This window comes from Halomonas sp. 1513, from assembly GCA_001971685.1.
Lineage (GTDB): Bacteria > Pseudomonadota > Gammaproteobacteria > Pseudomonadales > Halomonadaceae > Franzmannia.
This window is the reverse complement of the sequence record CP019326.1, coordinates 3,733,935-3,760,176: the sequence shown is the minus strand read 5'-3', so window position 1 is coordinate 3,760,176 and position 26,242 is coordinate 3,733,935. Positions and strand designations below refer to the sequence as shown.

Here is a 26,242-nt window from a genome sequence, read left to right as displayed (position 1 = left end):
CTATCGCAAGGAGTGAGCCATGAGCCAGACCGTGTTCTGTCGCAAGTATCAGCAAGAGCTCGAGGCTCTGCCGCAGCCGCCGCTGCCCGGCAAGAAGGGCCAGGAGATCCAGGCCAGTGTTTCCAAGCAGGCCTGGGAGGAGTGGCAGGCGCTGCAGACCCGCTTGATCAACGAGAAGCACCTCAACCTGCTCGACCCCGAGGCGCGCGAGTACCTCATGGAGCAGCTCGAGCGCTTCCTCGACAACCGCGAAACCGACCAGGCCGAGGGCTATGTTCCGCCCAGCCAGTGACCCGGACAGGCGTGGCATCCGGTTGATCTAAAAAGGCTTGACGGGGCCGAGGGATTCTAGTTAAATACGTCCCCGTTGGCAGGGGCCAGATAGCTCAGTTGGTAGAGCAGGGGATTGAAAATCCCCGTGTCGGCGGTTCGATTCCGTCTCTGGCCACCACGCTGCTGGGGTATAGCCAAGTGGTAAGGCACCGGTTTTTGGTATCGGCATTCCCAGGTTCGAATCCTGGTACCCCAGCCATCGCCAACCCAGTTTCTGAAGCATCGAGTGGATGCAAGTAGTTGAAGGGTTGCCCGCGCCGGCATAGCTCAGTTGGTAGAGCAACTGACTTGTAATCAGTAGGTCCCGGGTTCGACTCCTGGTGCCGGCACCAAAAAAACTTCAGCCATATCAAGCATCTACTTCTCGAATCAGTCGCCCATCAGAGGCGGCTTTTTTGTGCGTGCACGCTATTGGGTGCACGTCTGGGTGCATGGTGAGCAATGTGCTACTGAAACCACTTCCGGCTAGTCCTACCGGCCCGCAGCGCCTCCATCATCGCATCGCCCACCACCTCGGGATCAGCGTCCAGGGGCTCGCAGAGGTTCTTTAGCAGTTCCCGGCCTGTCCACAGGTCGAGAAACGCCTCCCCCTGGTCATTGGCGGCGGTTTGACCACGTAAGGCGGCAGCGCAATCGGCGTAGTACATGCGGATTGACGCCAGCCACACATCAGCACAAGCGCGGGCCAGCTCCTCCCGGCCCTGGGCGCCGTCATCGTTGACGGGGTGGGTGCGGTCGTCCCACCACTGGGCGCCCACCTCCAGCGCAGCGCCCATGATTATGCCGCCTTCGCAGGGTCACCAAGCTGAGTTGTCAGACGCAGCCGCCGAAGTGCCACGCCTTCCAGCAGCGGCTCGGCCAGGTCTTGCAGTTTATCGAGTTGCTCAGCGGACGCGCCCACCTTATCGCGGCCAGGGTTACCGGCAGCCTGACGGCCATCGGCGATTACCCGAGCGCAGTCGAGTGCATCCTGGGCAGCGGCCAGGTACGCGGCGCGGGCCTTCTCTGCCTGTTCAAGCGCCTTTGCCAGTGCAGCCCGGTCGCCCTCGGCACCTTCGATTGCATCCTGAGCGCGGCGGCGCTGGATGGCATCGCCCAGCCGGTGGAACAAGGTTCGCAGGATCTCCCGGCGGGCTGACACTTCCTCGCGCTGGGCTTCGAACTCGCGTCGCTGGGCCATGCTGAGCGCCTGAGACACTTCGGGGAGGGTCTGGGCATCCAAGGCCCGCATATCGTCCCTGACGTCATCCTGCGCGGTTTTCAGCGCCCCCACGGTAGCATCGGCATCGGCGAGAATATCGTTTGCGTGGGTGACGGCGGCGGTGTCGGTGGTCTGGGTCATGGGGTCAATCCTCAATACGTTGTAGAGTTTGGCCGGTCAAGCTGGGCCATCATGAGCGCGATGGTGTGCCCCACCTGCTCAAGTTGCTCGGAAAAGTTGGCGTTGAGCCGGTCGGAGAGCGACACCAGCAGCGCCTCCATGCGCTCCCGGTCGGCTTCATCGCGTTGTTCGACGGTGATGGGAATCATGGCCATGGCGATTAATCCGGTAGCTGGTATTCATCAGTGCCACCAGGCGTGGCGGGCGAGTCGCCGTCCGGCAGGGTGTCGAACTCGTCATCGGCGGGCAGCGCGTATCGGCTAGTAAGGTCGTCAGGGTTCAGCTTGCGGCCGTTATAGCCATTGGGTGGCAGGCTCTTTGCCCTCGCCTTCCAGCAGCTTGGCAACCATCGGAGCCAGCTTCTCGGCCAGCAACTCGATGGCCTGATTCATCTCGTCTTCGTCGCGGCTGTTGACGGTGTGGCGCTTATGGCCAAGCGGCATCGGGGTGCCGGTTACGAACTCTCGTTTAATCGTGGTCATGGCGGTTTGCCGCTTCGATTAGATGATGGATCTTGCGTTGTAGACTCGGCTCCAGGCTGGCGAGAAGGTCGCCGGCCGTCTGGCCTGGGGTTGGGTAAGGAATATCCAAGGAAAGCGACCACAGCAGCGACCACGCCTCAGACGCGGGCGCATCGGCTGGCAGGTTCAACAGGTCACTACGCACGGGCGTACCTCTCGCGGTGGCGGCGGGGTAACAGGATGGCGGCGTTGGACTTGCGCTGTGCCTTGAGCCTGCCGGTTAGGGCGCCCATTGCAGCATTCGCGGCGTCATCGTTACCGCCTCGAGGATGGTCCACGCTGTCACGTCCGCCAGAACGGGAGCGGCGCTCCAGGTTAGCGAGTTGGTTTAGCAGGGTGTCGGAGTCCAACAGCTCGGCCCGCTTGGCGGTCAGCCTGGGCAGTGCATCAAGGTAAATCTCGGAGCGGTTCAGCTCGCTGGGCAGGTACTTCAGGCCGGCGGCCTCGAACTGTTCCAACACCCAGCCGGCGCCGTATTGGTCGCCTCGAACCTCGGTGATGCCGTAGCGGCGAAGGTCAGCAGCGCAACGCTCTACCGCATCCGCTGGGCTAAATGGCGGCTTGATCTCGCCCAGCCGGTCGAAAATGTCGGTTCCGTCCTCGGTGTGGGCCACAGCCCAGCAGAAGGCGTCAGAACGGCCGCTGGAGACATCTACAAAGGCTCGGAAGCGGTGGGCAGGGTGTGGCGGTCGCTCGGTGATGCCAGGCGTTACTAGGGCCTCCAGAACGTCACGTGAGACGTAGCTGGCCACATCGTCCCTCCAGGTCGAGTAGTATTCGGCCCGTGCTGAAGGTTCATCCTCTGCCATCGCCTCATCGACTACCGACTGGGGCAAGCGCGGATTAAGCCGGCGGCTCGGGGCTTGCACGACCAGGGCGGGTGCATCCGCCTTGCGATAGTGGCGCTTCCATCGGGAATACATGACGCCTTGCCGCGCATGGGGCGTCGATATGCCCAGCATTAGCCCATCGGTCAGGGATAGCGCAGGCTCGGCAGCTCTCAGGATCTCGGCATCGGGTGATTCACCATCGGTTCGCCAATGGCACAGCTCATCGGCCACCAGGCAGGCGAACGAACGGCCACGGATAGAGCGGTGTGAAGCGGTCATTACTGCAAGCTCGGTGCCGTTGGAAAGCTCGATGCCCTCGGAGGTGTCCTTGACCACCATGCCGCGCAGCATGGCCGATGCCTCGATGCCGCCTCGAAGGTAGCGCAGCGCCTGCCCTGCTTGGCGTCGATCAGCGGCCACCAGGGCGCCAACGATCAATTCCCCCTTGGATGCGATGCCTGTCCAGTCACGAAAGGCGGTTTCGTAGAGGGTCAGGGCGGCGGCGGCTTGGGTTTTTCCGCCCCTCCTACCCACCAGGAAATACCCCGAGCGGCTGGGCTTTAGGGGCACAGGGCGGCCGGTCACTTCCCGCCACACCTTCACATCCCAAGTGGTCATCGGCAGGGCGTACAAGCCTTTGATGATGGCCAGCCAGGCATCCCAACTGCCTTCGTGGACTCCCGGCAGCATCGGGGCCAATAGGTTGTCATCGGTCAGGGCGGTGATGGGGTCCACCAGGGCGGGAGCGGTCATCAGCAGCCCCCCACGTACATGCCCAGCACCAGGCCGGCGGCAATACCCACTAGCAGCAGAGCGATGCGGCGGGTCATTGGGCGGCACCTTTGGCGGCGATGTAGGCACTCAAGGTCGGAACATCGCGGGCCACGCGGTCTAATCCCAACGTCTTATATAGCCCCTGCAAGGCGTTGACGCTCTGTGTCATGCGCCCTAGGTCCACGTCCTCACCCCGCGCTAGTGCAGCCTCCATCTGCTCGATAACGGCTTCCTGCCAAAGCGCCCGCTTGGCTAGGCTGCGGCGCTGGTAGCTCATGGCCTCATGCCCACCTAGATCAGTGGTCAGGTCGGTGTATCGCTGGCGGACCGCCTGGGCTAGCCGGGTGCGACCATCAAGGCGCTGAATCCAATCAGCGCTGTAATCATCTGGAAGGGGGTTTTGCTTGGCCATATCGCGGCGGTTTCTCTATTGTATTTGGTATTGATGTGCACCCATATGTGCACCTAATTACCGATAACTACAGTTTAAAGCCTTCGCAAAACGATACAAGTGCCTGATTTATAGTGAATAATGGTGAATCAAACAGACTGATTAATAATCAGTATGTGGAGACGAATGGGCGGTAATCGAGGCGTTGGCGGGGTGGCATGGGGTAGTGGTAGGCACGGCGGCGCTGTCAACTGCCACCACACTAGAAGGATTACTGGCGAGGCGGGGTAGGCGCTCCACAAAGAAATGTCGGCATTGTCGTATGCGGGCACGAGTGAATTTATAGGAACATAGGCGTATATAAAGTGGGTAGGGTAAACGCTTTTCTTTATACGTACGCGCATACGACATTTACGACATATTGAATCACAGGCCTAAAAAAGGGGCCGAAGCCCCTATGCAATATCTCGCATCATCTCTGCTACTGTCTCTCGACGACGCTTTTCGTCCTCGGCAACCTTGGCGAATCGCTCATGAACAGCAGGATTGACCATATAGGCCGCAGGCTTGCCACGGTCGTTGATCTTACCCACCTCTGGCACGATCCATCCAAACGACTCAAGGCGCTGCATCGTCTCGTCCATCTCCCACGGCTTCCAACGGCGAGAATTGCGAAGGTTGCGGTCTAGGTCACGCTTGACGGTGAAGCGCTCCCAGCCCCTTGCCAGGATCAGCCCAGCGACGGCGCGGGCTTTGTCCTCGATGTCGTCCAGCTCCTGATAGAAGCGGACAGCATGGGGCATCAGGCATCGCCACATCAGCGAAGCGACGCGCTCGGCAGTATCCCCCGCGACAGGCTCGGCGGTCGGATAAACACTGAATCGCCCCGGATATTCTAGACACCCGTCAGGCTCTGGAAATGGCGTCGCTCGTACTCGATGGGTGACAGGTCATCACTCGTGCTGTGACGGCGCCTTGGGTTGTAGAATATCTCAATATAATCGAACACATCGCTCTTGGCGGCTTCCCGCGTCGAATAGATCTGCCGCTTGATCCGCTCCCGCTTGAGGAGCTGGAAGAAGCTTTCGGCAACGGCGTTATCGTGGCAGTTACCGCGACGGCTCATGCTGCCCACCAGGTGATGGGCCTTCAGAAAACTCTGCCAGTCCGTGCTGCTGAACTGACTGCCTTGGACGCCCTTCTAAGTGTCAAGTGGCGATTTGTACCTTATGGATCTCTCGATGGCGGTTGCGCAGCACATAGTATAGTTCCCGAGCAATATAGCGTTTCAGGCACCGGATAGCTTCCAGCTTGGAGTGGCCTTCCGCCACCCGCCGTGCGACGTAGGCCTGGGTGGTGGCATCAAGGCGTAGTCGCCCGATGGCAATGATATGCAGCGCACTATTGGCGGCCCGATCGCCGCCCCGGTTCAGTCTGTGTCGCTGTGTCTTGCCTGATGAGGCGGGAATGGGGCTAACACCACATAGCGCCGCAAAGCTGGCTTCTGAACCTAGGCGGTCCGGATTGTCGCCGGCTGTGATCAGTAGCTGTGCCGACGACTCGTAGCCTACCGCAACCCGTGACAACAGCTCAGGTGCCAACTCATCGACGATAGCCTTGATCATGACATCCAGATCGGCGATCTCGTCGTGCAATTCCAGATAACGACGCGCCAGAGATTTCAAGGCGATGCGGTACGCCATCGTGACGTCCCGGTAACCGCTCAGATCCGGCCGCCAGGAGGCCAGCGTGCGTATCAACTGCATTCGTGTCAGGTTCCTCAGCAGGTCGCGTAGATCCTCTGGTGCAGAAATCACCTGGGTCTGGATCATCTGGAGTGCCACACGACGAGCGGCTACGGCGGTTTTCCGGCAAACCTTCAGCACGCGCAGGGCCTCAATCATGCCGTCTCGGGTCTTCGGGGTGACGGTGCGAATACCCGCGTAGGCTGCGTGGGCGGCATTCTCTGCATCAAGGGTATCGTCCTTGCCACGTTTACGACGCACGGTCTTGTCGGGGGTGGTGACTTCCAGCGTGGTGATGCCTGCGCGCTGTAAATAGCGCAGTAAGCCAGCCCCATAGGTGCCGGTGCACTCGACGCCCACTCGGCTAACCTTACCGAAGCTGCGCATCCAGACGAGCATGGTCTTGTAGCCATGCCGGGTGGTAGGAAAGCTGGCGGTGCCAAGCAGGCGGTCATAATCATCCACAACGGCGGCTACATGCAGATCCTTATGCGTATCAACGCCACCGACAATGACAGAGCGATCACTGCGTTGCTGGTTTATGGCGGGTCTCCAGACTATCAGTTCAGGGTGGCTTCACCGAGTTCGATAGCTTGGACACGACAGTAACGAGACAGGCTGTCAGGCCCTTCTTGAGTCACATGCTTCGACGAGGCGAAACCTAGCCGCCAAGGCTTTCGGATCACCGACGGGTCCAGGGAAAGACACTCAACCCAGGTCGATCGGAGTGGGGGTCAGGAAACCCGAAAACCATCACGGCACCAGGTCTTTCAGGATACGTCGTTCATTGTGAAAGACAGGTCAATCCACGAACACCTGGCCCTTAGTAGTCATACTATCCGAATGCACTACCACGAACCCTTGCGGCTTTCGTCGCCAGACCGCCGCGAGCAAGGCATCCAATGGCAAGTCAGTGGTCATGCGAGGCTTCATCGACCAGCCGACCACCTGCCGAGAGAACAGGTCGATGACCACCGATAAGTAGAGCCAGCCCTCGTAAGTGCGGATGTAGGTGATATCGGTGACCCAAGCAACATTGGGCGCCGCCACGTCAAACTGACGATCCAGGTGGTTGGGTGATACCACCGCCGGTTTACCGCCATAGCAGCCAGGGCGGCGCCGATAACCGGTCTGTGAGCGTAGGCCTTCCCGGCGCATCAGGCGAGCGACACGGTGCTTACCACAGGCTTCGCCGATCTCTCGCAGGTCCTGATGGACCTTGCGGTAGCCGTAGATGCTGCCGCTCTCGAGCCAGGCGTGCTTGATCAGCCCCAGAAGGCGCTGATCGTCTCGAACCCGGTCAGACATAGCGTTACGGCACCAGGCATAGTAACCGCTGGGATGTACCGCCATGATGCTGCACAGCCGCCGCACCGAATATTGGTCCGCATGGTCTTGAATAAACACGTACTTCAGTCGGACTCCCTGGCGAAGTACGCGGTGGCCTTTTTTAGTATATCTCGCTCTTCTGATACACGCTTCAGCTCGGCCTTCAAACGACGGTTCTCAGCCTGAAGGTCATCATCCCGCTGGCGTTGTTCAGCAGGCTTGGCATAGCGCTTCATCCATTGATACAGGCTGTGGGCGGACACGCCCAGCCGGGCGGCGACTTCGCTGACGGGATGGCCCCGCTCCGTCACTTGCTTGACGGCTTCGATCCTGAATTCTTCGGTGTATCGTTGACGGCTCATGGGGACCTCCTGGGTACCTTCAGTATAAGGCCTGGAGGTGTCTACGAAACCCGGGGCGATTCAATGCAGAACTTGGTAGGAATAGAGGCTCAGCAGTAAGCTCATCTCGTTGCGCGCCATCACGTCTTGGACGGTAGAGGCGCCGCGATCGGTCGACGAGAGGTGCACGTCGAGAGCCGACTTCACCTCGCCCATATGCGCCTCGGCGCTGCCGCGCTTGAGATAGAGCGCCAGAACCTTCTCGGGCGGCCAGTCGAACTTGCCGATGTTGGTGACCAGGAAGAAGGCATGCAGCAGCAGATCATCGGGGCGTTCCTGGACCACCAGCACCACGCGCCGTGGCGTCGGCCAGGTGCCGACTTGCTACTCCAGGTCGTGGCACCATTCCCGAGGTTGCCCGGGCGGGCGGCCGCGGGGTCGCTTCAGGTGCGGCGCCGCCAGCGCTTGCAGGCCTTTGTGGCTGCGCAGCCGCCCCAGGTGCTCGATGCCGCGCGCTTCCAGCGCCTCCAGCGTGTCGTTGTCAGTGAAACCGGCATCGATGCGCACCCGCACGTGAGCCCCGGTGCTCTCATTGAGGCGGTGCACCAGATGGGGGATCCAGGTGTCGGCGTTTTCGGCCGGGCCGGCGTTGCCCTCGCGTAGCAGGCCGCCCACCATGTAGCCGGTCTCAGCCAGCGAGGCGACCAGCGGCGAATAGATCCGTGCACCGTACAGGCCATGATAGGCCGAGCCGTCCTGGTGGCCGTGGACCTCGATCGGCAGGCCGTCATTGTCCCGCGTCAGCTGCTTGGGACGCTCACCGTTCTTCAGCGCGGTCAGGCGCCAGGTCACCAGTCGCAGCAGGCCTTCGTGCACGGAATCGATGTTGTCGTCACGGCCGAGGCAGGTCAGCAACCTCGACAGCGTGGCTTGAGAGGGCCGGTCCTGGACCAGGGGCGTTGTCCCGCGCGCAGCTCGCTGGCCAGCGAGTGGCGCGGATCAACCAGGTTGTCTTCGAGCGCCTCAATCGCGCCGCTACGGTCGAGGGCTTCGCGCAGCAGCAGAGCACCGCTGTCACTGGTGGTTCGCTGGCCGCTCAGCTCGACACGGACAGAGCCGTTGCAGGAGGGCGTCCAGGTGGATAGGCTTTCACCCATGGCGAGTGGTCCTCTTGGATCGTGTTCTGGCAGGAACATCCTGATTCTACAAGAGAAAATCAATCGCCATCTTCATTTTTAGCTCGGCCTCTTGAATAAGCCGGGTTCAAGGCAGCGAGGGCTACCTTGGTCTTGAAGTCACCGCTGTATTGCCGTCTTTTCCTGCTCATGATCAGGCTCTCCTGGTCGGTCTGATCAGAGCTTAGCGCCTGGCCCGAATTTCGGGGACCGGTTCAGTTCAGAGGGTGCGACCACTGGCACGGAGCTGGAGGTTGGGCATGGATTGGTACGGATGAATGGCTGGTTCAGCTATATCATCATGTAATTCAGTAGGTTGTCTTCATTCAGCGGTGCCGAAATTACGAATTAATTACACCATATAGCTACTCCTTCTCATACTTTTGTATTGGCCATTGGTACAATACTTGTCAAGCTCATTTTTTCCTATTGTTTTTCTCTCAAAATTTTTTCGGTTGTGTTCTTTCGCATGGCAGTGGCCATCGACGCGACGCTAACCAAGATCATCACGCCTGGAGCCCATCATGCCTATTGCAACAGTCATTTCCATCATTGGCCAGGCTTGGGCGCGTGACGCCGATGGCAATCTTCGCGACCTCCGTGTTGGTGACACCTTGCAAGAAGGCGAAACGCTCGTAACTTCTGACAATGCTCGTGTGCAGATCGTCTTTGCAGATGGCCTAGACCCCACTTTGATTGTAGGTGGCCAGGTTGTATTGATGACCTCCGACCTCGACGCCAATCAGCCCCTATACGCTGAAGATTTGAGCGTCTTGGATGTAGATCTTCAAGCCCTGCTTGCTGCAATCGAAGAAGGGGACGACGACTTCCTAGATGTGCTCCTGGCACCCCTGGCTAGTGCCGGCGGTGAGGGCGGCATAGGGGGTGGCCACGACTTCGTCCGTCTCGCTCGCATTAACGAACATTTTGACCCCTTGGCGTTTGATTTTGAGGCAGGCACGCAAGGTGGTGAACCGGTTATCGGTGCCACGGCCACAGACAATATTTTCAACGATATTACTACACAGGCGATTTCGGAGTTGGAGACTACTCCGCCTTCGTCAAGTGTCGACACCACCGCGCCGAACGCCCCGAGCGTAACGATTGCCGACGGTGACGGCTTTATCACCGAGGACGAGATCACCGACGATCAGGTCGAGGTGCGCATCGGCCTGGCCGGCACCGGCGCCGAGGCTGGCGACACCCTGACGGTCAATGGCCTGGACATCGTGCTGACACCAGCCGACATCGACGCCGGCGAAGTGGTCACCTTCCTGGCGGCGCCCGGCAACGGCCTGAGCCTTGAGGTCAGCGCGACCCTCACCGATGCGGCGGGCAACACCTCGGCGGCCGGCACGGCCAACGCCGTGGTCGACACCATTGCGCCCGAACTGAGCGTGGACGCCCAGGGCAGCATCAACGACACCACCCCGGTCATCAGCGGCAGCTCCGATGAGCTCGGTGCGACGGTGAGCGTGGTGGTCACCGACGCCAATGGCGACGCCCAGACCCTGACCGCCGTGGTCCAGGCCGATGGCACCTGGAGCGTGGTGGTCGACGCGCCGCTGGCTGAAGGCGAGTACACGGTGGTGGCCAGCGTGACGGACGCGGCCGGCAACACCGCCACGGCCAGCCAGACCGGCATCCTCGACATTACGGCGCCCGCGCTGAGCGTGGACGCGCAGGGCAGCATCAACGACACCACCCCGGTCATCAGCGGCAGCTCCGATGAAATCGGTGCGACGGTGACCGTAGTGGTCACCGACGCCAATGGCGTCACCCAGACCCTGACCGCCGTGGTCCAGCCCGACGGCACCTGGAGCGTTGAGGTGCCCACGGCGCTGGCCGAAGGCGCCTACACGGTCGAGGCCAGCGTCACGGACGGGAGCGGCAACACCGCCACGGCCAGCCAGACCGGCATTCTCGACATCACCGCACCGAGTGCGCCGAGCGTAACGATTGCCGACGGTGACGGCTTTATCACCGACGACGAGATCATCAACGCCCAGGTCGAGGTGGTCATTGGCCTGGCCGGCACCGGCGCCGAGGCCGGCGACACCCTGACGGTCAATGGCACGGCGATCGAGCTGAGCCAAGCCAACATCGACGCGGGCAGCGTGCTCGTGCCGTTGGCTGCGCCGGCGGAAGGCGAGACGCTGACGGTCAGCGCGACCCTCACCGATGCGGCGGGCAACACCTCGGCGGCCGGCACGGCCAGCGCCGTGGTCGACACCACCGCGCCGAACGCCCCGAGCGTAACGATTGCCGACGGTGACGGCTTTATCACCGAGGACGAGATCACCGACGATCAGGTCGAGGTGCGCATCGGCCTGGCCGGCACCGGCGCCGAGGCTGGCGACACCCTGACGGTCAATGGCCTGGACATCGTGCTGACACCAGCCGACATCGACGCCGGCGAAGTGGTCACCTTCCTGGCGGCGCCCGGCAACGGCCTGAGCCTTGAGGTCAGCGCGACCCTCACCGATGCGGCGGGCAACACCTCGGCGGCCGGCACGGCCAACGCCGTGGTCGACACCATTGCGCCCGAACTGAGCGTGGACGCCCAGGGCAGCATCAACGACACCACCCCGGTCATCAGCGGCAGCTCCGATGAGCTCGGTGCGACGGTGAGCGTGGTGGTCACCGACGCCAATGGCGACGCCCAGACCCTGACCGCCGTGGTCCAGGCCGATGGCACCTGGAGCGTGGTGGTCGACGCGCCGCTGGCTGAAGGCGAGTACACGGTGGTGGCCAGCGTGACGGACGCGGCCGGCAACACCGCCACGGCCAGCCAGACCGGCATCCTCGACATTACGGCGCCCGCGCTGAGCGTGGACGCGCAGGGCAGCATCAACGACACCACCCCGGTCATCAGCGGCAGCTCCGATGAAATCGGTGCGACGGTGACCGTAGTGGTCACCGACGCCAATGGCGTCACCCAGACCCTGACCGCCGTGGTCCAGCCCGACGGCACCTGGAGCGTTGAGGTGCCCACGGCGCTGGCCGAAGGCGCCTACACGGTCGAGGCCAGCGTCACGGACGGGAGCGGCAACACCGCCACGGCCAGCCAGACCGGCATTCTCGACATCACCGCACCGAGTGCGCCGAGCGTAACGATTGCCGACGGTGACGGCTTTATCACCGACGACGAGATCATCAACGCCCAGGTCGAGGTGGTCATTGGCCTGGCCGGCACCGGCGCCGAGGCCGGCGACACCCTGACGGTCAATGGCACGGCGATCGAGCTGAGCCAAGCCAACATCGACGCGGGCAGCGTGCTCGTGCCGTTGGCTGCGCCGGCGGAAGGCGAGACGCTGACGGTCAGCGCGACCCTCACCGATGCGGCGGGCAACACCTCGGCGGCCGGCACGGCCAGCGCCGTGGTCGACACCACCGCGCCGAACGCCCCGAGCGTAACGATTGCCGACGGTGACGGCTTTATCACCGAGGACGAGATCACCGACGATCAGGTCGAGGTGCGCATCGGCCTGGCCGGCACCGGCGCCGAGGCTGGCGACACCCTGACGGTCAATGGCCTGGACATCGTGCTGACACCAGCCGACATCGACGCCGGCGAAGTGGTCACCTTCCTGGCGGCGCCCGGCAACGGCCTGAGCCTTGAGGTCAGCGCGACCCTCACCGATGCGGCGGGCAACACCTCGGCGGCCGGCACGGCCAACGCCGTGGTCGACACCATTGCGCCCGAACTGAGCGTGGACGCCCAGGGCAGCATCAACGACACCACCCCGGTCATCAGCGGCAGCTCCGATGAGCTCGGTGCGACGGTGAGCGTGGTGGTCACCGACGCCAATGGCGACGCCCAGACCCTGACCGCCGTGGTCCAGGCCGATGGCACCTGGAGCGTGGTGGTCGACGCGCCGCTGGCTGAAGGCGAGTACACGGTGGTGGCCAGCGTGACGGACGCGGCCGGCAACACCGCCACGGCCAGCCAGACCGGCATCCTCGACATTACGGCGCCCGCGCTGAGCGTGGACGCGCAGGGCAGCATCAACGACACCACCCCGGTCATCAGCGGCAGCTCCGATGAAATCGGTGCGACGGTGACCGTAGTGGTCACCGACGCCAATGGCGTCACCCAGACCCTGACCGCCGTGGTCCAGCCCGACGGCACCTGGAGCGTTGAGGTGCCCACGGCGCTGGCCGAAGGCGCCTACACGGTCGAGGCCAGCGTCACGGACGGGAGCGGCAACACCGCCACGGCCAGCCAGACCGGCATTCTCGACATCACCGCACCGAGTGCGCCGAGCGTAACGATTGCCGACGGTGACGGCTTTATCACCGACGACGAGATCATCAACGCCCAGGTCGAGGTGGTCATTGGCCTGGCCGGCACCGGCGCCGAGGCCGGCGACACCCTGACGGTCAATGGCACGGCGATCGAGCTGAGCCAAGCCAACATCGACGCGGGCAGCGTGCTCGTGCCGTTGGCTGCGCCGGCGGAAGGCGAGACGCTGACGGTCAGCGCGACCCTCACCGATGCGGCGGGCAACACCTCGGCGGCCGGCACGGCCAGCGCCGTGGTCGACACCACCGCGCCGAACGCCCCGAGCGTAACGATTGCCGACGGTGACGGCTTTATCACCGAGGACGAGATCACCGACGATCAGGTCGAGGTGCGCATCGGCCTGGCCGGCACCGGCGCCGAGGCTGGCGACACCCTGACGGTCAATGGCCTGGACATCGTGCTGACACCAGCCGACATCGACGCCGGCGAAGTGGTCACCTTCCTGGCGGCGCCCGGCAACGGCCTGAGCCTTGAGGTCAGCGCGACCCTCACCGATGCGGCGGGCAACACCTCGGCGGCCGGCACGGCCAACGCCGTGGTCGACACCATTGCGCCCGAACTGAGCGTGGACGCCCAGGGCAGCATCAACGACACCACCCCGGTCATCAGCGGCAGCTCCGATGAGCTCGGTGCGACGGTGAGCGTGGTGGTCACCGACGCCAATGGCGACGCCCAGACCCTGACCGCCGTGGTCCAGGCCGATGGCACCTGGAGCGTGGTGGTCGACGCGCCGCTGGCTGAAGGCGAGTACACGGTGGTGGCCAGCGTGACGGACGCGGCCGGCAACACCGCCACGGCCAGCCAGACCGGCATCCTCGACATTACGGCGCCCGCGCTGAGCGTGGACGCGCAGGGCAGCATCAACGACACCACCCCGGTCATCAGCGGCAGCTCCGATGAAATCGGTGCGACGGTGACCGTAGTGGTCACCGACGCCAATGGCGTCACCCAGACCCTGACCGCCGTGGTCCAGCCCGACGGCACCTGGAGCGTTGAGGTGCCCACGGCGCTGGCCGAAGGCGCCTACACGGTCGAGGCCAGCGTCACGGACGGGAGCGGCAACACCGCCACGGCCAGCCAGACCGGCATTCTCGACATCACCGCACCGAGTGCGCCGAGCGTAACGATTGCCGACGGTGACGGCTTTATCACCGACGACGAGATCATCAACGCCCAGGTCGAGGTGGTCATTGGCCTGGCCGGCACCGGCGCCGAGGCCGGCGACACCCTGACGGTCAATGGCACGGCGATCGAGCTGAGCCAAGCCAACATCGACGCGGGCAGCGTGCTCGTGCCGTTGGCTGCGCCGGCGGAAGGCGAGACGCTGACGGTCAGCGCGACCCTCACCGATGCGGCGGGCAACACCTCGGCGGCCGGCACGGCCAGCGCCGTGGTCGACACCACCGCGCCGAACGCCCCGAGCGTAACGATTGCCGACGGTGACGGCTTTATCACCGAGGACGAGATCACCGACGATCAGGTCGAGGTGCGCATCGGCCTGGCCGGCACCGGCGCCGAGGCTGGCGACACCCTGACGGTCAATGGCCTGGACATCGTGCTGACACCAGCCGACATCGACGCCGGCGAAGTGGTCACCTTCCTGGCGGCGCCCGGCAACGGCCTGAGCCTTGAGGTCAGCGCGACCCTCACCGATGCGGCGGGCAACACCTCGGCGGCCGGCACGGCCAACGCCGTGGTCGACACCATTGCGCCCGAACTGAGCGTGGACGCCCAGGGCAGCATCAACGACACCACCCCGGTCATCAGCGGCAGCTCCGATGAGCTCGGTGCGACGGTGAGCGTGGTGGTCACCGACGCCAATGGCGACGCCCAGACCCTGACCGCCGTGGTCCAGGCCGATGGCACCTGGAGCGTGGTGGTCGACGCGCCGCTGGCTGAAGGCGAGTACACGGTGGTGGCCAGCGTGACGGACGCGGCCGGCAACACCGCCACGGCCAGCCAGACCGGCATCCTCGACATTACGGCGCCCGCGCTGAGCGTGGACGCGCAGGGCAGCATCAACGACACCACCCCGGTCATCAGCGGCAGCTCCGATGAAATCGGTGCGACGGTGACCGTAGTGGTCACCGACGCCAATGGCGTCACCCAGACCCTGACCGCCGTGGTCCAGCCCGACGGCACCTGGAGCGTTGAGGTGCCCACGGCGCTGGCCGAAGGCGCCTACACGGTCGAGGCCAGCGTCACGGACGGGAGCGGCAACACCGCCACGGCCAGCCAGACCGGCATTCTCGACATCACCGCACCGAGTGCGCCGAGCGTAACGATTGCCGACGGTGACGGCTTTATCACCGACGACGAGATCATCAACGCCCAGGTCGAGGTGGTCATTGGCCTGGCCGGCACCGGCGCCGAGGCCGGCGACACCCTGACGGTCAATGGCACGGCGATCGAGCTGAGCCAAGCCAACATCGACGCGGGCAGCGTGCTCGTGCCGTTGGCTGCGCCGGCGGAAGGCGAGACGCTGACGGTCAGCGCGACCCTCACCGATGCGGCGGGCAACACCTCGGCGGCCGGCACGGCCAGCGCCGTGGTCGACACCACCGCGCCGAACGCCCCGAGCGTAACGATTGCCGACGGTGACGGCTTTATCACCGAGGACGAGATCACCGACGATCAGGTCGAGGTGCGCATCGGCCTGGCCGGCACCGGCGCCGAGGCTGGCGACACCCTGACGGTCAATGGCCTGGACATCGTGCTGACACCAGCCGACATCGACGCCGGCGAAGTGGTCACCTTCCTGGCGGCGCCCGGCAACGGCCTGAGCCTTGAGGTCAGCGCGACCCTCACCGATGCGGCGGGCAACACCTCGGCGGCCGGCACGGCCAACGCCGTGGTCGACACCATTGCGCCCGAACTGAGCGTGGACGCCCAGGGCAGCATCAACGACACCACCCCGGTCATCAGCGGCAGCTCCGATGAGCTCGGTGCGACGGTGAGCGTGGTGGTCACCGACGCCAATGGCGACGCCCAGACCCTGACCGCCGTGGTCCAGGCCGATGGCACCTGGAGCGTGGTGGTCGACGCGCCGCTGGCTGAAGGCGAGTACACGGTGGTGGCCAGCGTGACGGACGCGGCCGGCAACACCGCCACGGCCAGCCAGACCGGCATCCTCGACATTACGGCGCCCGCGCTGAGCGTGGACGCGCAGGGCAGCATCAACGACACCACCCCGGTCATCAGCGGCAGCTCCGATGAAATCGGTGCGACGGTGACCGTAGTGGTCACCGACGCCAATGGCGTCACCCAGACCCTGACCGCCGTGGTCCAGCCCGACGGCACCTGGAGCGTTGAGGTGCCCACGGCGCTGGCCGAAGGCGCCTACACGGTCGAGGCCAGCGTCACGGACGGGAGCGGCAACACCGCCACGGCCAGCCAGACCGGCATTCTCGACATCACCGCACCGAGTGCGCCGAGCGTAACGATTGCCGACGGTGACGGCTTTATCACCGACGACGAGATCATCAACGCCCAGGTCGAGGTGGTCATTGGCCTGGCCGGCACCGGCGCCGAGGCCGGCGACACCCTGACGGTCAATGGCACGGCGATCGAGCTGAGCCAAGCCAACATCGACGCGGGCAGCGTGCTCGTGCCGTTGGCTGCGCCGGCGGAAGGCGAGACGCTGACGGTCAGCGCGACCCTCACCGATGCGGCGGGCAACACCTCGGCGGCCGGCACGGCCAGCGCCGTGGTCGACACCACCGCGCCGAACGCCCCGAGCGTAACGATTGCCGACGGTGACGGCTTTATCACCGAGGACGAGATCACCGACGATCAGGTCGAGGTGCGCATCGGCCTGGCCGGCACCGGCGCCGAGGCTGGCGACACCCTGACGGTCAATGGCCTGGACATCGTGCTGACACCAGCCGACATCGACGCCGGCGAAGTGGTCACCTTCCTGGCGGCGCCCGGCAACGGCCTGAGCCTTGAGGTCAGCGCGACCCTCACCGATGCGGCGGGCAACACCTCGGCGGCCGGCACGGCCAACGCCGTGGTCGACACCATTGCGCCCGAACTGAGCGTGGACGCCCAGGGCAGCATCAACGACACCACCCCGGTCATCAGCGGCAGCTCCGATGAGCTCGGTGCGACGGTGAGCGTGGTGGTCACCGACGCCAATGGCGACGCCCAGACCCTGACCGCCGTGGTCCAGGCCGATGGCACCTGGAGCGTGGTGGTCGACGCGCCGCTGGCTGAAGGCGAGTACACGGTGGTGGCCAGCGTGACGGACGCGGCCGGCAACACCGCCACGGCCAGCCAGACCGGCATCCTCGACATTACGGCGCCCGCGCTGAGCGTGGACGCGCAGGGCAGCATCAACGACACCACCCCGGTCATCAGCGGCAGCTCCGATGAAATCGGTGCGACGGTGACCGTAGTGGTCACCGACGCCAATGGCGTCACCCAGACCCTGACCGCCGTGGTCCAGCCCGACGGCACCTGGAGCGTTGAGGTGCCCACGGCGCTGGCCGAAGGCGCCTACACGGTCGAGGCCAGCGTCACGGACGGGAGCGGCAACACCGCCACGGCCAGCCAGACCGGCATTCTCGACATCACCGCACCGAGTGCGCCGAGCGTAACGATTGCCGACGGTGACGGCTTTATCACCGACGACGAGATCATCAACGCCCAGGTCGAGGTGGTCATTGGCCTGGCCGGCACCGGCGCCGAGGCCGGCGACACCCTGACGGTCAATGGCACGGCGATCGAGCTGAGCCAAGCCAACATCGACGCGGGCAGCGTGCTCGTGCCGTTGGCTGCGCCGGCGGAAGGCGAGACGCTGACGGTCAGCGCGACCCTCACCGATGCGGCGGGCAACACCTCGGCGGCCGGCACGGCCAGCGCCGTGGTCGACACCACCGCGCCGAACGCCCCGAGCGTAACGATTGCCGACGGTGACGGCTTTATCACCGAGGACGAGATCACCGACGATCAGGTCGAGGTGCGCATCGGCCTGGCCGGCACCGGCGCCGAGGCTGGCGACACCCTGACGGTCAATGGCCTGGACATCGTGCTGACACCAGCCGACATCGACGCCGGCGAAGTGGTCACCTTCCTGGCGGCGCCCGGCAACGGCCTGAGCCTTGAGGTCAGCGCGACCCTCACCGATGCGGCGGGCAACACCTCGGCGGCCGGCACGGCCAACGCCGTGGTCGACACCATTGCGCCCGAACTGAGCGTGGACGCCCAGGGCAGCATCAACGACACCACCCCGGTCATCAGCGGCAGCTCCGATGAGCTCGGTGCGACGGTGAGCGTGGTGGTCACCGACGCCAATGGCGACGCCCAGACCCTGACCGCCGTGGTCCAGGCCGATGGCACCTGGAGCGTGGTGGTCGACGCGCCGCTGGCTGAAGGCGAGTACACGGTGGTGGCCAGCGTGACGGACGCGGCCGGCAACACCGCCACGGCCAGCCAGACCGGCATCCTCGACATTACGGCGCCCGCGCTGAGCGTGGACGCGCAGGGCAGCATCAACGACACCACCCCGGTCATCAGCGGCAGCTCCGATGAAATCGGTGCGACGGTGACCGTAGTGGTCACCGACGCCAATGGCGTCACCCAGACCCTGACCGCCGTGGTCCAGCCCGACGGCACCTGGAGCGTTGAGGTGCCCACGGCGCTGGCCGAAGGCGCCTACACGGTCGAGGCCAGCGTCACGGACGGGAGCGGCAACACCGCCACGGCCAGCCAGACCGGCATTCTCGACATCACCGCACCGAGTGCGCCGAGCGTAACGATTGCCGACGGTGACGGCTTTATCACCGACGACGAGATCATCAACGCCCAGGTCGAGGTGGTCATTGGCCTGGCCGGCACCGGCGCCGAGGCCGGCGACACCCTGACGGTCAATGGCACGGCGATCGAGCTGAGCCAAGCCAACATCGACGCGGGCAGCGTGCTCGTGCCGTTGGCTGCGCCGGCGGAAGGCGAGACGCTGACGGTCAGCGCGACCCTCACCGATGCGGCGGGCAACACCTCGGCGGCCGGCACGGCCAGCGCCGTGGTCGACACCACCGCGCCGAACGCCCCGAGCGTAACGATTGCCGACGGTGACGGCTTTATCACCGAGGACGAGATCACCGACGATCAGGTCGAGGTGCGCATCGGCCTGGCCGGCACCGGCGCCGAGGCTGGCGACACCCTGACGGTCAATGGCCTGGACATCGTGCTGACACCAGCCGACATCGACGCCGGCGAAGTGGTCACCTTCCTGGCGGCGCCCGGCAACGGCCTGAGCCTTGAGGTCAGCGCGACCCTCACCGATGCGGCGGGCAACACCTCGGCGGCCGGCACGGCCAACGCCGTGGTCGACACCATTGCGCCCGAACTGAGCGTGGACGCCCAGGGCAGCATCAACGACACCACCCCGGTCATCAGCGGCAGCTCCGATGAGCTCGGTGCGACGGTGAGCGTGGTGGTCACCGACGCCAATGGCGACGCCCAGACCCTGACCGCCGTGGTCCAGGCCGATGGCACCTGGAGCGTGGTGGTCGACGCGCCGCTGGCTGAAGGCGAGTACACGGTGGTGGCCAGCGTGACGGACGCGGCCGGCAACACCGCCACGGCCAGCCAGACCGGCATCCTCGACATTACGGCGCCCGCGCTGAGCGTGGACGCGCAGGGCAGCATCAACGACACCACCCCGGTCATCAGCGGCAGCTCCGATGAAATCGGTGCGACGGTGACCGTAGTGGTCACCGACGCCAATGGCGTCACCCAGACCCTGACCGCCGTGGTCCAGCCCGACGGCACCTGGAGCGTTGAGGTGCCCACGGCGCTGGCCGAAGGCGCCTACACGGTCGAGGCCAGCGTCACGGACGGGAGCGGCAACACCGCCACGGCCAGCCAGACCGGCATTCTCGACATCACCGCACCGAGTGCGCCGAGCGTAACGATTGCCGACGGTGACGGCTTTATCACCGACGACGAGATCATCAACGCCCAGGTCGAGGTGGTCATTGGCCTGGCCGGCACCGGCGCCGAGGCCGGCGACACCCTGACGGTCAATGGCACGGCGATCGAGCTGAGCCAAGCCAACATCGACGCGGGCAGCGTGCTCGTGCCGTTGGCTGCGCCGGCGGAAGGCGAGACGCTGACGGTCAGCGCGACCCTCACCGATGCGGCGGGCAACACCTCGGCGGCCGGCACGGCCAGCGCCGTGGTCGACACCACCGCGCCGAACGCCCCGAGCGTAACGATTGCCGACGGTGACGGCTTTATCACCGAGGACGAGATCACCGACGATCAGGTCGAGGTGCGCATCGGCCTGGCCGGCACCGGCGCCGAGGCTGGCGACACCCTGACGGTCAATGGCCTGGACATCGTGCTGACACCAGCCGACATCGACGCCGGCGAAGTGGTCACCTTCCTGGCGGCGCCCGGCAACGGCCTGAGCCTTGAGGTCAGCGCGACCCTCACCGATGCGGCGGGCAACACCTCGGCGGCCGGCACGGCCAACGCCGTGGTCGACACCATTGCGCCCGAACTGAGCGTGGACGCCCAGGGCAGCATCAACGACACCACCCCGGTCATCAGCGGCAGCTCCGATGAGCTCGGTGCGACGGTGAGCGTGGTGGTCACCGACGCCAATGGCGACGCCCAGACCCTGACCGCCGTGGTCCAGGCCGATGGCACCTGGAGCGTGGTGGTCGACGCGCCGCTGGCTGAAGGCGAGTACACGGTGGTGGCCAGCGTGACGGACGCGGCCGGCAACACCGCCACGGCCAGCCAGACCGGCATCCTCGACATTACGGCGCCCGCGCTGAGCGTGGACGCGCAGGGCAGCATCAACGACACCACCCCGGTCATCAGCGGCAGCTCCGATGAAATCGGTGCGACGGTGACCGTAGTGGTCACCGACGCCAATGGCGTCACCCAGACCCTGACCGCCGTGGTCCAGCCCGACGGCACCTGGAGCGTTGAGGTGCCCACGGCGCTGGCCGAAGGCGCCTACACGGTCGAGGCCAGCGTCACGGACGGGAGCGGCAACACCGCCACGGCCAGCCAGACCGGCATTCTCGACATCACCGCACCGAGTGCGCCGAGCGTAACGATTGCCGACGGTGACGGCTTTATCACCGACGACGAGATCATCAACGCCCAGGTCGAGGTGGTCATTGGCCTGGCCGGCACCGGCGCCGAGGCCGGCGACACCCTGACGGTCAATGGCACGGCGATCGAGCTGAGCCAAGCCAACATCGACGCGGGCAGCGTGCTCGTGCCGTTGGCTGCGCCGGCGGAAGGCGAGACGCTGACGGTCAGCGCGACCCTCACCGATGCGGCGGGCAACACCTCGGCGGCCGGCACGGCCAGCGCCGTGGTCGACACCACCGCGCCGAACGCCCCGAGCGTAACGATTGCCGACGGTGACGGCTTTATCACCGAGGACGAGATCACCGACGATCAGGTCGAGGTGCGCATCGGCCTGGCCGGCACCGGCGCCGAGGCTGGCGACACCCTGACGGTCAATGGCCTGGACATCGTGCTGACACCAGCCGACATCGACGCCGGCGAAGTGGTCACCTTCCTGGCGGCGCCCGGCAACGGCCTGAGCCTTGAGGTCAGCGCGACCCTCACCGATGCGGCGGGCAACACCTCGGCGGCCGGCACGGCCAACGCCGTGGTCGACACCATTGCGCCGAACGCCCCGAGCGTGACCATCGGCACGGGTGGTGCGTTCATTAACGCTGATGATATCGATGCCGACGGCAATGTGAGTGTGACCATCGGCCTGGCCGGCACCAACGCCGTGGCGGGCGACACCCTGACAGTCAATGGCACTACGATCGAGCTGACACAAGCCGAGATAGATGAGGGCAGTGTCCTCGTCCCGTTGATCGCGCCGGTCGACGGCGAGAGGCTTACGGTCAGCGCGAGCCTCACCGATGCGGCGGGCAACACCTCGGCGGCCGGCACGGCCGACGCCGTGGTTGACACTATTGCACCGAACGCGCCGAACGTGACGATTGCCAACGGTGACGGCTTTATCACCGACGATGAAATCATTAATGATCAGGTCAACATCATCATAAGCCTGGCTAACACCGGCGCCGTGGCCGGAAACATCCTGACGGTCAATGGCACCGATATCGTGCTGACCGACGACCAGATTACCGCCGGCGAAGTTCTAACCTTCCTGGTCGCGCCGGCTGACGGCGACACGCTGACGGTCAGCGCGACTCTCACCGATGCGGCGGGCAACACCTCGGAGGCCGGCACGGCCAGCGCCGTGGTCGACACCACCGCACCGGGTGAGGAGGAAGATGATGGCAACAGCATCGCATTCGATGACGCCGATGGGCTGATCAACGACAGCGAACAAACCAACGTGACCTTCAGCGGTACGTTGGAAGACGGTGCGAGCATCGTAAGCATCGTGATCCGCGACGGTCTGGGTAACAGCGTCACCGTGGCGGCTAGCGACATCACCGTAGAAGACAACATTATCACCGTGGCTGGCCAGGACCTAAGTGGTCTGTCTGACGGCGGACTGATTGTCATCATGACGGTGACCGACGCGGCCGGAAATCAGGGCGCCGTGAATGATACCGCGACCCTTATTACTACGCTTCCATCCATCACCAACCTCGTCGCTAGCGGTGATGTCAGGGTGTATGAGGCCTTCCTTGAGGGAGGAACGCAGGTAGGGGCTGGATCAACACTGGACCAAAACTGGTTCGGGGTTAGTTCGGTGGTAGGTATCGCATCGGTGGCTGTCGCCGGGATGTTGATGTCTGGTAGCGCTGTGGAGGACGACGGATTTGTCCTGCTGGATAAGGTCAATCTGCAGAACCTGTCAGTCGATTCGCCAGTAGTGATCGTAACCGCGGAAGGCAATGTGCTGCGTTTGACGGGTTTCAATGCTGAAACCGGTCGAGTGGATTACGAGTTTGAACTGATTGAGGCGATCACGCATCCGGAAGGAACTGTTGCACGAAATACGCTGGATAAGGCCAGAATCGATGTGATTGTGACCGACAATGCCGGAAATGCTGCAGGTAGTTCGATCAATGTAATCATTGTGGATGACGCCCCGGTGATCGCAAATACGCAGAATGCCATACTCAGCGTCGAGCAGGGTAGCGTACTGAGTGCCAATCTCGGAATTCAAGTCGGGGCCGATTCGGATGGCGCGGCCGTGACGAATATCAGTCTTACGACCAACTCCGCCGGTCAAATCCTGGTTCGCTATTCGGATCCGATATTGGGTACGGTTCAGAAGCCTATGACTGTCGATAATGGCGATGCATTGACCTATAGCTTCGTCAACGGTGTGCTTGCCGCCTCCACATCGGACGGGAGGCCTGCATTCGAAATCAGGGTCGATCTGGAGACTGGCGACTACACTATCGAGGTGTTGGCTGAGATTGATGCAGCTGTTCTGCGATTCCTCAATATGTCCCCGGAAACGGGGGGTAATAGACCCACGGCTATATTTGGCAACCCGTTGCTATCAACACTCGAATTTCTCGCCACGGGTATAGGCGGTAACGTTAACTATTCTGCCAACACTATTTGGGTCGGGCCCGGTGGCAGGATCTCGGCTGGTGAAACGCTGCGGTTGAATTTTCGTGATCCAACAACACAGCAAAGGGTAGAGCTCGCCGAAGTCGTGGTGACAACGAGTGGCAGGAGTCAGTGGGTGGCATATCTAGATGGCGTAGAGGTAGGGCGCGGCGTAGGCCAGACAACTACAACTACAACGATCCGAGCTGAAGACCTACCAAATGGCGGTTCGTATTTCGACAGGATCGACTTTATTGGTACCAGTACCGGTTATAGCATCAGCAATGTGGGGGGTACCTATCTCGATCCATCGGTCGATTTCGTGCTGGACACGCGTGTCACGGTGGAAGATGGTGACGGCGACGCCGTCACTTTGGGGCTCGGACTCACGTTCAGTGCCGATTCTAATTTCGTGGGTACTGCAGGTGATGAGGTTATCCTCGGTTCATCCGGCAACGATGTGCTTGTTGGTGGGGCTGGTAACGACGTTCTTATTGGCGGAGCTGGTAATGACATCCTGACCGGCGGCTTCGGTGATGACGTGTTCAAGTGGAACTTTGGTGATCAAGGCGTGGTGGGCACCGCAGCCACCGACCGTGTCACGGACTTTAGCCGGGGAGATAATGTTCTGGATATTGCTGATCTTCTGCAAGGTGAGAATGCTGGCAGCATAAGTATTGAAGAAATAAATAACTTTGTATTTGCCCAACAGAGTGGAAATAATGTGGTGCTCAATATCAATTCCAGTGGCAATATCAATCCCACGGGTAGCAATCCTGATCAGGTGATCGTGCTTGAGAACTACTCGATGTCTGGTGCTACTAGCCAGCAATTTATCAACCAGTTATTGTTGGATGAAAAGCTAAACATCGAATAGTCAACCGACTGAATTCCTGAATTCTGGCTTTAAGCAAACTCGCCCCGCTCGGTTAGTCGAGCGGGACTTTTTGTGGTGCGACTGACTAGCACTGTTGCAGATCGTGGCTCTTAAGTGCCTGATCTAAAGTTTTCGAGTAACATCCATGTCAGAAGTCCTGACATGGATGAAGGCGGTCTCAATGACCGCCCTTTCAATCTCCTGGGAATACTCGGAATTTCCGCGTTCCTGCAGCCTCTTCCAGTCCATGAGCGAATCTTGCAGTATGATCAGTGGCTCATGCTGGGAACGTCGCTAATTCTGTTGCTTTTTCTATACACTGGGAGTCGCCTTAGCAGGATCGAAGGCGGGTTGCTCATGCTCGGTTACGTAGCGTATGTGGGTCTGAGTTTTACGATATTCCGTTCATAAGCTCTTGGCGTAAAAGGCTTATTCACGTCAAGTTAAGCGTAACTTTTCTCATTTTGGATTCGGCTGAACTACTAAGCTGCGTGTGTTGGTGACCTTTCCCCCAGAAACCGGTCCACCGGCCATGTGAGATTTCCGCTACGTTTATCTTGATAGCAGGAGATTTCGCGATGAAGCGTAACCGACATACCGAAGAGCAGATCATCAGCGTCCTCAAGGCCAACGAGCGCGGCGTCTCGATCGCCGAGCTGGCTCGGCAGAACGGCGTGAGCGAGCAGACCCTATACCGCTGGAAGGCCAAGTACAGTGGGATGGAGGTGTCAGAGGCCAAGCGCCTACGCGAGCTGGAAACCGAAAATGCCCGACTGAAGAAGCTGCTGGCGGAAAGCGCCCTCGACAATGCCGCGCTCAAGGAGATTGTCTCGGGAAAGTGGTAACGCCCGAAGCGAAGCGGCGTGCGGTGAAACACCTGGTGTCAGGCGGCTGGCTTAGCCAGCGAGGTGCCTGTCGATTGCTGGGCCTGGCAAGGTCGGTAGCTCGGTACCAGGCGATGCCGCGTGACGATGCGCCGCTTCGGGCACGTCTGCAAGCCTTGGCGACCTGCTATCCCCGCTATGGCTACTTGCTGCTGCATGCCTTGTTGCGTCAGGAGGGCCCGGTGATCAATCGCAAGCGGACCTACCGGCTGTACTGCGAGCAGGGCCTTCAGGTCAGGAGCCGTCGCCGCAAGCGGCTGAGGCGGCCCAGGACGCCGATGCCACTGCCGGACAGGCCCAACCAGCGCTGGTCGATGGATTTCGTTTCGGATCAGTTGGCCTCGGGGCGCCGCTTCCGAGTGCTGAACATTGTGGATGACTTCAGCCGAGAGTGTGTCGGCCAGTTGGTGGACACGTCCATTTCCGGGCGGCGCTTGGCCCGATTTCTGGACGAACTCGCGCAGCAACGCTCGCTGCCTGATTCGATTGTCTGCGATAACGGACCGGAGCTAACCAGTAAGGCACTGTTCTTCTGGGCACGTGAGCGGAAGGTTACCCTGGCCTTCATCCAGCCAGGCAAGCCGACACAGAATGCATTCATCGAAAGCTTCAACGGCAAGTTTCGGGACAGCTGCCTCAACCAACACTGGTTCCTGAGCCTTACCGATGCACGGTACGAAATCGACCAATGGAGAACCCATTACAACCATGTCAGACCGCACAGCTCGCTGGGCTATTTACCACCTGTGGCCTATGCCCAGCAATGTGCCTGAAGGAGCGGTTTTTCACATTGATGACGGACCTAAACCAGGGGGAAGGTCAACAGCT

The 26,242-nt window shown here is 63.6% G+C and carries 13 protein-coding genes, 3 tRNA genes and 3 pseudogenes; 8 read left to right on the top strand and 11 right to left on the bottom strand.

What is annotated here, in order from left to right; genetic code table 11:
• Positions 1-19 precede the first annotated feature (19 nt).
• The 4 genes from BWR19_17125 (at position 20) to BWR19_17110 (ending at position 665) form a co-directional block, all read left to right on the top strand.
• A complete protein-coding gene (locus tag BWR19_17125) occupies positions 20-292 on the top strand; it encodes an oxidative damage protection protein (protein ID APX94512.1) in 273 nt (90 codons plus the stop codon).
• Between the two features lie 83 nt (positions 293-375).
• Positions 376-451 (top strand) — tRNA-Phe (locus BWR19_17120).
• A 6-nt stretch (positions 452-457) separates the two neighbouring features.
• Positions 458-532: transfer RNA gene (locus tag BWR19_17115), tRNA-Gln, on the top strand.
• Between the two features lie 57 nt (positions 533-589).
• A tRNA-Thr gene (locus BWR19_17110) sits at positions 590-665 on the top strand.
• Between the two features lie 114 nt (positions 666-779).
• Here BWR19_17110 and BWR19_17105 read toward each other — a convergent pair.
• The 11 genes and pseudogenes from BWR19_17105 to BWR19_17055 all read right to left on the bottom strand — a co-directional run bounded on the left by BWR19_17105 (position 780) and on the right by BWR19_17055 (position 8,802).
• Positions 780-1,109, bottom strand: a complete 330-nt coding sequence (locus BWR19_17105) for a hypothetical protein (GenBank protein ID APX94511.1) — start codon at positions 1,107-1,109, stop codon at positions 780-782.
• 2 nt (positions 1,110-1,111) lie between these two features.
• On the bottom strand, positions 1,112-1,675 hold the full coding sequence (locus BWR19_17100; protein APX94510.1) for a hypothetical protein: 564 nt from the start codon (positions 1,673-1,675) through the stop codon (positions 1,112-1,114).
• A gap of 11 nt (positions 1,676-1,686) precedes the next feature.
• A complete protein-coding gene (locus tag BWR19_17095) occupies positions 1,687-1,869 on the bottom strand; it encodes a hypothetical protein (GenBank protein APX94509.1) in 183 nt (60 codons plus the stop codon).
• Positions 1,870-2,372: 503 nt separating this feature from the next.
• The gene (locus BWR19_17090) at positions 2,373-3,800 is read right to left on the bottom strand and encodes a hypothetical protein (GenBank protein APX95086.1); all 1,428 of its coding nucleotides are present in this window, start codon (positions 3,798-3,800) and stop codon (positions 2,373-2,375) included.
• Positions 3,801-3,891: 91 nt separating this feature from the next.
• On the bottom strand, positions 3,892-4,251 hold the full coding sequence (locus tag BWR19_17085; GenBank protein ID APX94508.1) for a hypothetical protein: 360 nt from the start codon (positions 4,249-4,251) through the stop codon (positions 3,892-3,894).
• 434 nt (positions 4,252-4,685) lie between these two features.
• Positions 4,686-5,033 (bottom strand): hypothetical protein, encoded by a 348-nt coding sequence (locus BWR19_17080; protein ID APX94507.1) that lies wholly within the window; start codon positions 5,031-5,033, stop codon positions 4,686-4,688.
• Between the two features lie 92 nt (positions 5,034-5,125).
• Positions 5,126-5,422: pseudogene (locus tag BWR19_17075) on the bottom strand (transposase).
• 16 nt (positions 5,423-5,438) lie between these two features.
• The gene (locus tag BWR19_17070) at positions 5,439-6,518 is read right to left on the bottom strand and encodes an IS110 family transposase (protein ID APX94506.1); all 1,080 of its coding nucleotides are present in this window, start codon (positions 6,516-6,518) and stop codon (positions 5,439-5,441) included.
• Between the two features lie 258 nt (positions 6,519-6,776).
• Positions 6,777-7,331: a transposase gene (locus BWR19_17065; GenBank protein ID APX95085.1), complete on the bottom strand. Its 555-nt coding sequence runs from the start codon at positions 7,329-7,331 to the stop codon at positions 6,777-6,779.
• Between the two features lie 56 nt (positions 7,332-7,387).
• Complete coding sequence (locus BWR19_17060) at positions 7,388-7,666, bottom strand: transposase (GenBank protein ID APX94505.1); 279 nt, start codon at positions 7,664-7,666, stop codon at positions 7,388-7,390.
• A 63-nt stretch (positions 7,667-7,729) separates the two neighbouring features.
• Positions 7,730-8,802 (bottom strand): annotated as a pseudogene (locus tag BWR19_17055) (IS1380 family transposase).
• A 1,058-nt stretch (positions 8,803-9,860) separates the two neighbouring features.
• Between BWR19_17055 and BWR19_17050 the strand changes: the two are divergent.
• The 4 genes and pseudogenes from BWR19_17050 to BWR19_17035 all read left to right on the top strand — a co-directional run bounded on the left by BWR19_17050 (position 9,861) and on the right by BWR19_17035 (position 26,187).
• The gene (locus tag BWR19_17050) at positions 9,861-24,530 is read left to right on the top strand and encodes a hypothetical protein (protein APX94504.1); all 14,670 of its coding nucleotides are present in this window, start codon (positions 9,861-9,863) and stop codon (positions 24,528-24,530) included.
• A gap of 192 nt (positions 24,531-24,722) precedes the next feature.
• Positions 24,723-24,941, top strand: a pseudogene (locus tag BWR19_17045) (sodium:calcium antiporter).
• Positions 24,942-25,108: 167 nt separating this feature from the next.
• Positions 25,109-25,375 carry a transposase gene (locus BWR19_17040; GenBank protein APX94503.1) on the top strand — a complete coding sequence of 89 codons (267 nt, stop codon included), beginning with the start codon at positions 25,109-25,111 and terminating at the stop codon, positions 25,373-25,375.
• Positions 25,369-26,187, top strand: coding sequence for a transposase (locus BWR19_17035; protein APX94502.1), 819 nt, complete (start codon positions 25,369-25,371; stop codon positions 26,185-26,187). The genes BWR19_17040 and BWR19_17035 overlap by 7 nt, the downstream gene beginning before the upstream one ends.
• Positions 26,188-26,242 lie beyond the last annotated feature (55 nt).